Annotated in this window: 8 protein-coding genes; 6 read left to right on the forward strand and 2 right to left on the reverse strand. The window is 69.3% G+C overall.

Features of this window, described 5'->3' with window-relative positions; translation table 11 throughout:
* The first annotated feature begins 13 nt into the window (after window positions 1–13).
* Window positions 14–1,714: an apolipoprotein N-acyltransferase gene (gene lnt, locus C3Y15_RS25980; RefSeq protein ID WP_046423966.1), complete on the forward strand. Its 1,701-nt coding sequence runs from the start codon at window positions 14–16 to the stop codon at window positions 1,712–1,714.
* A 114-nt stretch (window positions 1,715–1,828) separates the two neighbouring features.
* On the opposite strand, the gene C3Y15_RS25985 is transcribed toward lnt, so the two are convergent.
* Entirely contained in the window at window positions 1,829–3,457 is a 1,629-nt protein-coding gene (locus tag C3Y15_RS25985) for a tetratricopeptide repeat protein (protein ID WP_034192690.1), read from the reverse strand.
* 343 nt (window positions 3,458–3,800) lie between these two features.
* Between C3Y15_RS25985 and glyQ the strand changes: the two genes are divergently transcribed.
* From glyQ to C3Y15_RS26010, 5 genes are read left to right on the forward strand one after another with little or no spacing between them, the layout of a single operon-like run.
* On the forward strand, window positions 3,801–4,805 hold the full coding sequence (gene glyQ / locus C3Y15_RS25990) for a glycine--tRNA ligase subunit alpha (RefSeq protein ID WP_011885965.1): 1,005 nt from the start codon (window positions 3,801–3,803) through the stop codon (window positions 4,803–4,805).
* A 22-nt stretch (window positions 4,806–4,827) separates the two neighbouring features.
* Window positions 4,828–6,927, forward strand: coding sequence for a glycine--tRNA ligase subunit beta (gene glyS, locus C3Y15_RS25995; protein WP_011885966.1), 2,100 nt, complete (start codon window positions 4,828–4,830; stop codon window positions 6,925–6,927).
* Between the two features lie 9 nt (window positions 6,928–6,936).
* A complete protein-coding gene (gene gmhB / locus C3Y15_RS26000) occupies window positions 6,937–7,500 on the forward strand; it encodes a D-glycero-beta-D-manno-heptose 1,7-bisphosphate 7-phosphatase (protein WP_011885967.1) in 564 nt (187 codons plus the stop codon).
* 43 nt (window positions 7,501–7,543) lie between these two features.
* Complete coding sequence (locus C3Y15_RS26005; protein ID WP_011885968.1) at window positions 7,544–8,308, forward strand: lysophospholipid acyltransferase family protein; 765 nt, start codon at window positions 7,544–7,546, stop codon at window positions 8,306–8,308.
* A gap of 46 nt (window positions 8,309–8,354) precedes the next feature.
* Entirely contained in the window at window positions 8,355–9,272 is a 918-nt protein-coding gene (locus C3Y15_RS26010; protein ID WP_069246392.1) for a SprT family zinc-dependent metalloprotease, read from the forward strand.
* Window positions 9,273–9,375: 103 nt separating this feature from the next.
* On the opposite strand, the gene gloA is transcribed toward C3Y15_RS26010, so the two are convergent.
* Window positions 9,376–9,765 (reverse strand): lactoylglutathione lyase, encoded by a 390-nt coding sequence (gloA, locus tag C3Y15_RS26015; protein WP_011885970.1) that lies wholly within the window; start codon window positions 9,763–9,765, stop codon window positions 9,376–9,378.
* Between the last annotated feature and the right edge of the window lie 74 nt (window positions 9,766–9,839).

Here is a 9,839-nt window from a genome sequence, read left to right on the forward strand (position 1 = left end):
TCTTTCGCTTCACATGGACGATCCGATCCCGTCCCGCCCGGCTGGCGGCCTCCTCGCGCCTGCCCCCGGGCGCGCGCTGCCGCGCTGGCACTATCCGGCCGCGCTGCTCGCCGGCGCGGCCAATACGCTCAGCTTCGCGCCGACGCCGCACGGCGGCTGGCTGCAGCTCGCCGTATTCGTCTGGTTCTTCGCGCAGCTCACGCGCACGTCGAGCTGGCGCGGCGCCGCGCTCACCGGCGGCGCATTCGGGTTCGGCAACTTCATCAGCGGCATCTGGTGGCTGTACATCAGCATGCACGTGTACGGCGAGATGGCCGCGCCGCTCGCGGGCGGCGCGCTGGTGCTGTTCGCGCTGTACCTGTCGCTGTACCCGGCGTTTTCGGCCGCGTTGTGGTCGTTTTGCGCGGGCCACGCATGGCATCGCCGCGCGCCCGACCCGCGGCCGTTCGCGCCGACGTGGCACGGCGCGTTCGCGTTCGCGAGCGCATGGGCGCTCGGCGAATGGCTGCGCGGCACCGTGTTCACCGGCTTTCCGTGGCTCGCGAGCGGTTACGCGCAGGTCGACGGGCCGCTCGCCGGGTTCGCGCCGGTCGTCGGCGTGTACGGGATCGCATGGGTGCTCGCGCTGTTCGCCGCGCTGGCCGTGCAGGCGCTCGTCGCCGCGCGCCGGCCGCGCACCGCCGAGCTTGGTGCTCCCGGCGCTGCACGCGCGCCCGCGATCCGGGCGGCCGCGCCGGCCGTGCTGGCGGTCGCGCTGGCGGCGCTCGGCATCGGGCTGTCGCAGGCGAGCTGGACCGTGCCCGCGAACGCGCCGCTCACGGTGCGGCTGCTGCAGGGCAACGTGAAGCAGGACATCAAGTTCGAGCAGGAAGGCATCGACGCGGCGATCAAGATGTACACGCAGATGATCGTCGAGAAGCCGGCCGACCTGATCGTCACGCCGGAAACCGCGATCGCGGTGATGATCCAGGAGCTGCCCGAGCCGTTCGCCGTCGCGATCCGCAAGTTCAGCGACACGACGGGCTCGGCCGTGCTGTTCGGCGCGGTCGGCGCATCGGTGACGCCGGACGGCCATTACGTCGACTACACGAACAGCCTGTATGGCGTGACGCCGCATTCGCGAGACATTTACCACTACGACAAGCACCATCTGGTCCCGTTCGGCGAGTTCATTCCGTGGGGCTTCCGCTGGTTCGTCGACCTGATGAAGATGCCGCTCGGCGACTTCGCGCGCGGCGCACCGGTGCAGAAGCCGTTCCTCGTGCACAACCAGCCGGTGATGGCCGATATCTGCTACGAGGACTTGTTCGGCGAGGAGATCGCCGCGACGATCCGCGACAACCCGCAGCCGCCCGGCGTGCTCGTCAACGTGACGAATCTCGCGTGGTTCGGCGACACCATCGCGCTCGACCAGCATCTGCAGATCGCCCGCATGCGCGCGCTCGAAACCGGCCGGCCGATGCTGCGCTCGACCAATACCGGGATGACGGCCGCGATCGACGCACGTGGCCGCGTGCTCGGCCAGCTCAAGCCATACACGATCGGCTCGCTCGACGTGCGGATCGAAGGCACCAGCGGCTTCACGCCGTACGTGACGAGCGGCAACGCCGTCGTGCTCGCCGTGTCGCTGATGCTGCTGGCGTTCGGCTTCACGTTCGGGCCGGGGCTGCGCCGCCGCGGGCGGGCGATGCGCGACGAGGGCGGCGACGTGTGAGCGGGGGTTGGTCGCTCGGACCGGCCGGCCCGTCTGATCCCTCAGGCGAGTCGTTCAGGCTGATCGCTCAGGCCAACCGCCAATGCGAGCCGCTACCCAACGACTGCCAGCCGCTCAACCCCGCCCAGCCGCGAGCCCACGCAAATCGCGCGCGAGCGCGTCCATCACCGGCGCCCACGCACCGAACGTCGGCTGCCGGTAGAGCGTCGCGCTCGGATACCACGGGCTGTCGGTGCGATCGAGCAGCCACGGCCAATGCGGATTCACGTCGAGCGCGACCCAGGTGCGCGCGCCGAGCGCGCCCGACAGATGCGCAACCGACGTGCACACCGTGATCACCAGATCGAGCGCGCCGATGAACGCCGCCGTGTCGTCGAAACTCTTCAGCTCGGCGGTAAAGTCCTCGATCGCGAAACCGGCCGCGCGCGCCGCGGCGACATCGGCATCCGCGCCCGGCTGCAGCGAATAAAACGCGACGCCGTCGATGCCGCCGAACGCATCGGCATAGCGCGCGAGCCCGACGCGCCGGAACGGGTTGCGCTGGTGCCCCGCACTGCCCGTCCACACGAGCCCGACCTTCAGCCGCCGCTCGCCCGCGAGCCGCGCGCGCCACGCGTCGCGCGCATGTGGCTCCGCATGCAGGTACGGCACCGACGCGCCGAGCGTCGAAGTCTCCATCCCGAGCATCAACGGCAGGCCGATCAGCGGCACCTCGTAATCGAACGGCGGCAGCGTGTCGACACCGCCGCCGGCGCTGAACGCGTCCACGTGCGCGCCGAGGCTGCGCTGCATCAGCGTGCCCAGCTGCGGAAACGTGTTCCACACGAGCCGGCCGCCTTCGCGGTGCGCGCGCTCGGCGAGCGGCGCGACGAAGCGCGCGAACTGCAGCACGTCGCCGAGCCCCTGCTCGCCCCAGACGAGCAAGGTCTTGCCGGCGAGCGGCTCGCCCTGCCAGCGCGGGCCCGGCAGCGCCGGGCGGCGGCCGCGCAGCTCGCCGGCGCCGTCCCAGCGCGCCTCGTGGCCGCGCCAGCCGGCCGCGTAATTGCCGCGCACGAGCTGGATGATCGCGAGGTTGAAACGGAACGATGCGTCGTCGGGCGCGAGTTCGCACGCACGCGTCGCGTAGCGCTCGGCGTCGTCCCAGCGCTGCGCCTCCTTCATCGCCATCGCGATGTTGTTCAGCGCGAGCGCGTTGTCGGGCGCGATCTCCGCGAGCCGCGCCGCGGATGCGAGCGCGCCGTCGAGGTCGAGCGCCGCGAGCCGCGCGACGACCAGGTTGATCCACGCCTGCACGTCGTACGGATCGGCCTCGACGGCCGCGTCGAGCAGCGCGATTTCCTCGTTGCGATCGCCGCCCGACAGCCGCAGCGCGATCGCGAGGTTGTTGCGCAGCGACGGCCAGCGCGGATCGAGCGCATAGGCCGCGCGGTACGGCGCGACCGCGTCCGCGTGACGGCCGGCCATCTGCAGCGCGTAGCCGTGGTTGAACAGCGCCGCGACACCGGGATGCACGCGCGCCGCGCATTCGGCCAGCGCGAGCGCGTCGGCGATGCGCTGCCGCGCGACGAGCGTCGTGGTCAGCTGCGCGAGCGCCGCGCTATCGGCTGCGTGCAGCTGGCCGGCCGCGGCCAGCCACAGTGCGTGCACATCGGCATCGCCGCGCGCACGCGCGTCGGCGGCGTGGCCGAGCAGCGCGAGCAGCGGCGGCAGCAGCGGAATCAGGAGTTCGTTCGAGTCTTGCATGCGATCGGGATAGGCGAGCGGTCCTGCGGCGAGCGCCGCAATACGCGCATCTTAACGCCCGCACGCCGTCGCGTAGCGGCGCGCAACGCCGCGCGGAAGCCGGCGCGGCATGCGCGTCGCGACACCGCACGACCGCGCGCGCCGCGCGTGTCGACACGCCGCGCCCGGCGCGCCGGAACCCCGCCGGCAGCGCATCGGCGGCGTTCCGGCCGCATCCGCTCGCCGATCCGGTAAAATTGCACGTTTCAGCACACTAACAAGCCGCGCCGCCGCGCGAGCCGACCCTCCGGGCGTTGCCCGGAGCGCCGCCCGCAACGGAGCGCCAGCGCCACGAAGGCTCTTCATGCTTACGTTTCAGCAAATCATCCTGACGCTGCAGTCCTACTGGGACAAGCAGGGTTGCGCTCTGCTCCAGCCCATCGACATGGAAGTCGGCGCGGGCACGTCGCACGTCCACACGTTCCTGCGCGCGGTCGGCCCCGAGCCGTGGCGCGCCGCCTACGTGCAGCCGTCGCGCCGCCCGAAGGACGGCCGCTACGGCGAGAACCCGAACCGCCTGCAGCATTACTACCAGTATCAGGTCGTGCTGAAGCCGGCGCCGGAAAACATCCTCGATCTCTACCTCGGCTCGCTGGAAGCGCTCGGCTTCGACCTGCAGCAGAACGACGTCCGCTTCGTCGAGGACGACTGGGAGAACCCGACGCTCGGCGCGTGGGGCCTCGGCTGGGAAGTGTGGCTGAACGGGATGGAAGTCACGCAGTTCACGTATTTCCAGCAGGTCGGCGGCCTCGACTGCAAGCCGGTGCTCGGCGAGATCACCTACGGCCTCGAACGCCTCGCGATGTACCTGCAGAAGGTCGAGAACGTGTACGACCTCGTGTGGACCGAATGGGAGGAGCAAGGCCCGAACGGCCCCGAACTGCGCCGCCTGTCGTACGGCGACGTGTATCACCAGAACGAGGTCGAGCAGTCGACCTACAACTTCGAGCACGCGAACGTCGATCTGCTGTTCACGTTCTTCAACAGCTACGAAGCGGAAGCGAAGAAGATGATCGACGCGCAGCTCGCGCTGCCCGCGTACGAGCTCGTGCTGAAGGCCGGTCACACGTTCAACCTGCTCGACGCGCGCGGCGCGATTTCGGTCACCGAACGTGCGGCGTACATCGGCCGCATCCGCGCGCTGTCGCGTCTCGTCGCGCAGGCTTACTACGACTCGCGCGAGAAGCTCGGCTTCCCGATGCTCGGCAATCCGCCGGGCGTGCCGGGCCTCACCACCGACGCCCAGGACGCCGCGCAGCCGGCATGGGCGCCGCCGCTGAAGGTCGAACGCAAGATCGATCAGGACTGACGAGACGAGACTCATTCAAGACATGACGCATAACCATCCCGCCCCCCTGCTCGTCGAACTGCTGACCGAAGAGCTGCCGCCGAAGGCCCTCGCGCGCCTCGGCGACGCATTCGCCGAAGGTCTCGCGCAACGCCTCGCGGCGCGCGACCTCGTCGAAGGCGAACTCGTGTTCGAACGCTACGCGACGCCGCGCCGCCTCGCGGTGGTCGTGCAGAACGTGCGCGCCGTCGCGCCGGACCGGCAGGTCCGCGAAAAAGTGCTGCCCGTGTCGGTCGCGCTCGACGCCGAAGGCAAGCCGACCGCCCCGCTCGCGAAGAAGCTCGCGGCGCTCGGCCACCCAGACCTGACGATCGCCGAGCTCGAGCGCGCGCATGACGGCAAGGCCGAGGCGTTCTTCGTCAACTACTCGGCGGCCGGCGCGACGCTCGCCGACGGCCTGCAGGCCGCGCTCGACGAAACGCTCGAGAAGCTGCCGATCCCGAAGGTCATGACCTATCAGCGCCCGGACGGCACGGACGTCAAGTTCGTGCGCCCGGTGCATCGCCTGACCGTGCTGCACGACGATCGCGTCGTGCCGGTGGCCGCGTTCGGCGTCGACGCCGGCGACACCACGCTCGGCCATCGCTTCCTGTCCGACGGCCTCGTCGCGATCCAGCATGCGCGCGCGTATGCGGACACGCTGCGCGACAAGGGCCGCGTGATCGCGCATTTCGCCGATCGCCGCGAGACGATCCGCACGCAACTGAACGAGCACGCGAACGGCGACACGGTCGTGATGCCCGACGCGCTGCTCGACGAAGTGACGTCGCTGGTCGAATGGCCGGTCGTCTATCCGTGCCGCTTCGAGGACGAATTCCTGCAGGTGCCGCAGGAATGCCTGATCCTCACGATGCAGACGAACCAGAAGTACTTCGCGCTGACCGATATCGCCGGCAAGCTGCGCTCGCGTTTCCTGATCGTGTCGAACATCGAGACGAAGACGCCCGGTGAGATCATCGAAGGCAACGAGCGCGTCGTGCGCCCGCGCCTGGCCGACGCGAAGTTCTTCTTCGAGCAGGACAAGAAGAAGCCGCTCGCCGAGCGCGTCCCGCTGCTCGCGAACGTCGTCTATCACAACAAGCTCGGCTCGGCGCTCGCGCGCGTCGAGCGCCTCGAGGCGCTGGCCGGCGAGATCGCGCCCGCGATCGGCGCGGACGTCGCGCATGCGAAGCGTGCCGCGCGCCTCGCGAAGGCCGACCTGCTGACCGACATGGTCGGCGAGTTCCCCGAGCTGCAGGGCACGATGGGCACCTACTACGCGCGCCACGACGGCGAGCCCGACGACGTCGCGCTCGCGTGCGCCGAGCACTACCAGCCGCGCTTCTCGGGCGACGCGCTGCCGACCACGCCGGTGTCCACCGCCGTCGCGCTGGCCGACAAGCTCGAGACGATCGTCGGCATCTGGGGCATCGGCCTCGCGCCGACCGGCGAGAAGGACCCGTTCGCGCTGCGCCGCCACGCGCTCGGCGTGCTGCGCCTGCTGCTCGAGAAGCAGCTGCCGCTCGATCTCGTGTCGCTGCTGCGCACCGCGCATGCGCGCTTCGAGCAGGTGCCGGGCGTCGCCGAAGCGACGGACGCGATCTTCGCGTTCTTCATGGACCGCCTGCGCGGCCTGCTGCGCGAACGCGGCTACACGGCCGGCGAAGTCGACGCGGTGCTGAGCCTGAATCCGACGCGCGTCGACGATCTCGTCGCGCGCCTCGACGCGGTGCGCGAATTCACGCGCCTCGCGGAAGCCGAAGCGCTCGCGGCCGCCAACAAGCGGATCTCGAACATCCTGAAGAAGTCGGAAGGCGGCGTGAACGGCGCGGTCCAGCCGGCGCTGCTCGTCGAGGCCGCGGAGAAGGCGCTGCACGAGCAACTCGCCGCGGTCACGCCGCACGTGCAGTCGCAGCTCGACGCGCGGGCGTACACGGGCGCGCTGTCGGCGCTCGCCGCGCTGCGCGCGCCCGTCGACACGTTCTTCAACGACGTGATGGTCAACGCGGAAGATCCGGCGCTGCGCGCGAACCGTCTCGCGCTGCTGTTCGCGCTGCATCAGCAGATGAACTGCGTCGCCGACATCTCGAAGCTCGCCGCTTAAGGCCCGACGATGCCGACCAGCCCCAACCGCAAGCTCGTCGTCCTCGACCGGGACGGCGTGATCAACGTCGATTCGGATGCGTTCATCAAGACGCCCGACGAGTGGGTCGCGCTGCCCGGCAGCCTCGAGGCGATCGCGCGGCTCAATCACGCGGGCTACCGCGTGGTGGTCGCGACCAACCAGTCCGGCATCGGCCGCGGGCTGTTCGACATGGCCACGCTCAACGCGATGCATCTGAAGATGCATCGCGCGGCGGCCGCGGTCGGCGCGCGCATCGACGCGGTGTTCTTCTGCCCGCATACGGCCGAGGACCAGTGCGACTGCCGCAAGCCGAAGCCCGGCATGATGCAGATGATCGCCGAGCGCTTCGAGATCGATCCGGGTCACACGCCGGCAGTCGGCGATTCGCTGCGCGATCTGCAGGCCGGCGTGGCGTCCGGCTTCCGGCCGCACCTGGTGCTGACCGGCAAGGGCAAGAAGACGCTCGCCGCCGGCAACCTGCCGGCCGGCACGAAGGTCCACGACGATCTGCGCGCGTTCGCGCTCGACTTCCTTTCACACGAACACGAGTGATGCGGCGGCCGCGCGCATCCTCCCTACTGTCAGACCCACGCCGATGCGCTTCGTCCGCTCCCTGCTGCTGCTGATCTACTTCATCCTGTACACGGTGCCGTACGCCACCGCGTGCTTCATCGCCTTTCCGTTCATGCGCCCCGACGCCCGCTACTGGATGGCGGCCGGCTGGTGCAAGTCGACGCTGTGGGTCGTGCGCTGGCTGAACGGCATCCGCTACCGGATCGAAGGGATGGAGAACCTGCCCGACGGGCCGGCCGTGCTGCTGTCGAAGCACCAGTCCGCGTGGGAAACGCTCGCGTTTCCGGCGCTGATGCCGAAGCCGCTCTGCTACGTGTTCAAGCGCGAGCTGCTGTACGTGCCGTTCTTCGGCTGGGCGCTCGGGCTGCTGCACATGGTCAACATCAACCGCAAGGAAGGCAAGAACGCGTTCGTGTCGGTGATCCGCCAGGGCAAGAAGCGCCTGTCCGAAGGCGCGTGGATGATCATGTTTCCGGAAGGCACGCGCACGCCGGTCGGCAAGCAGGGCAAGTACAAGACGGGCGGCGCGCGCTTCGCGATCGAGACCGGCACGCCGGTCGTGCCGATCGCGCACAACGCGGGTCGCGTGTGGCCGCGCAACTCGTTCACGAAATTTCCGGGCGTCGTCACGGTGTCGATCGGCAAGCCGATTCCGGTCGAAGGCAAGACGCCCGACGTATTGAACTCGCAGGTCGAAGCCTGGATCGAAGCGGAAATGCGCCGCATCGATCCCGATGCCTATCGGCAGGCGGGCAATGCCGGCACGCGCGATGCCGCGCGCGTCTGACTCCCGCGGACTGCAGCCGTTGCGTACGACGAAACGAAGCGAACTGATGAAGAAGCGTCCGCGGCCACGGCCTGCCGTCGTGGCCCTCGATCATCGCCAGATGGACCTGCCGCTGTTCGACGGGCCGACAGCCGCGTCGCCCGCGCCGGCTACACCTGCCACGCCCGCTCCCGCCGCCGCACCGCCGGCCACGCCCGCGGCCGGCGCGCCTGCCGCGCCGCTCGATCCGGGGCCTGCGCGCGATCGCTCGCGCGTGCGCACGTTCGCGATCGACAGCCGCGTGCTCGAATATCGGCTCAAGCGCTCGGCGCGCCGCACGATCGGCTTCACGATCGACGGCAGCGGCCTGTCGATCACCGCGCCGCGCTGGGTCACGCTCACCGACATCGAAGCGGCGATCGCCGAAAAGCAGCGCTGGATCTTCGCGAAGCTCGCCGAGTGGAAGACCCGCACCGAACAGCGGGCGCTGCCGCAGATCGACTGGCGCGACGGCGCGCAACTCCCGTATCTCGGCAAGACGGTGACGATCGCGCTCGGCGCGAGCGCCGTCGCCTTCGATACCGACACGCTGCGGCTGTCGCTGCCGCTGCCCGCTCAGGCCGACATGCAGCAGATCAAGGATCGCGTGCAGGGCTGGCTGCAAGGCGAAGCGAAGCGGATCTTCGGCGAGCGCCTCGCCGTCTATGCGCAAAGGCTCGGCGTCACGTATTCGACCTACGCGCTGTCGTCGGCTGCGACGCGCTGGGGCAGCTGCTCGAGCGACGGCAGGATCCGGCTGAACTGGCGGCTGATCCACTTCCCGATGTCGATCATCGACTACGTCGTCGCGCACGAGCTGTCGCATCTGCGCGAAATGAACCACAGCCCGGCGTTCTGGCAGACCGTCGAATCGATCTTCCCCGAATTCCGCGAAGCACGGCACACGCTCAAGCATCATCCGCCCGAGCTGCTGCCGTCGCTGTAACGCCGAGCTTCGCACCGCGAAGCGAAACGGGCGATGCGCATCCTGCGGCATCGCCCGTTTTTCATTGCGCGGCGCGCCGTGTGCGCCGCGACGCGCACCGCGCTCAGTGCGCCTTCTTCTGGATGAACTCGATCTTGTAGCCGTCCGGATCCTCGACGAACGCGATCACGGTCGTGCCGTGCTTCATCGGGCCCGCTTCGCGCGTGACCTTGCCGCCCTGCGCCTTGATCTTCTCGCAAGCCGCGTACGCATCGTCGACTTCCACCGCAAGATGGCCGAAGCCGTTGCCGAGATCGTAGGACGGCGTATCCCAGTTGTGGGTCAACTCGAGCACGGTGCCCGTGCTTTCCGCTTCGTAGCCGACGAACGCGAGCGTGAACCGGCCTTCCGGATAATCGTCGCGACGCAGCAGCTTCATGCCGAGCAATTCGGTGTAGAACTTGATCGAGCGGTCGAGATCGCCGACTCGCAGCATCGTATGCAGCAAACGCATCTGTGTACTCCTGTGGGGACTTTCCGGAACCGGAAATTCTACCGGAGACGGGTGAAGCCCGCCTGGGTTGGAGG

The sequence above is a fragment of the Burkholderia sp. B10 genome, from assembly GCF_004368385.1.
GTDB lineage: Bacteria > Pseudomonadota > Gammaproteobacteria > Burkholderiales > Burkholderiaceae > Burkholderia > Burkholderia vietnamiensis.

Bases quoted from the DNA above. Each gene is read 5' to 3' on its own strand.
- glyS (WP_011885966.1), top strand. From the start codon at position 4,828: ATGACGCATAACCATCCCGCCCCCCTGCTCGTCGAACTGCTGACCGAA.
- C3Y15_RS26005 (WP_011885968.1), top strand. From the start codon at position 7,544: ATGCGCTTCGTCCGCTCCCTGCTGCTGCTGATCTACTTCATCCTGTAC.
- gmhB (WP_011885967.1), top strand. From the start codon at position 6,937: ATGCCGACCAGCCCCAACCGCAAGCTCGTCGTCCTCGACCGGGACGGC.
- lnt (WP_046423966.1), top strand. From the start codon at position 14: ATGGACGATCCGATCCCGTCCCGCCCGGCTGGCGGCCTCCTCGCGCCT.
- C3Y15_RS26010 (WP_069246392.1), top strand. From the start codon at position 8,355: ATGAAGAAGCGTCCGCGGCCACGGCCTGCCGTCGTGGCCCTCGATCAT.
- C3Y15_RS25985 (WP_034192690.1), bottom strand. From the start codon at position 3,457: ATGCAAGACTCGAACGAACTCCTGATTCCGCTGCTGCCGCCGCTGCTC.
- glyQ (WP_011885965.1), top strand. From the start codon at position 3,801: ATGCTTACGTTTCAGCAAATCATCCTGACGCTGCAGTCCTACTGGGAC.
- gloA (WP_011885970.1), bottom strand. From the start codon at position 9,765: ATGCGTTTGCTGCATACGATGCTGCGAGTCGGCGATCTCGACCGCTCG.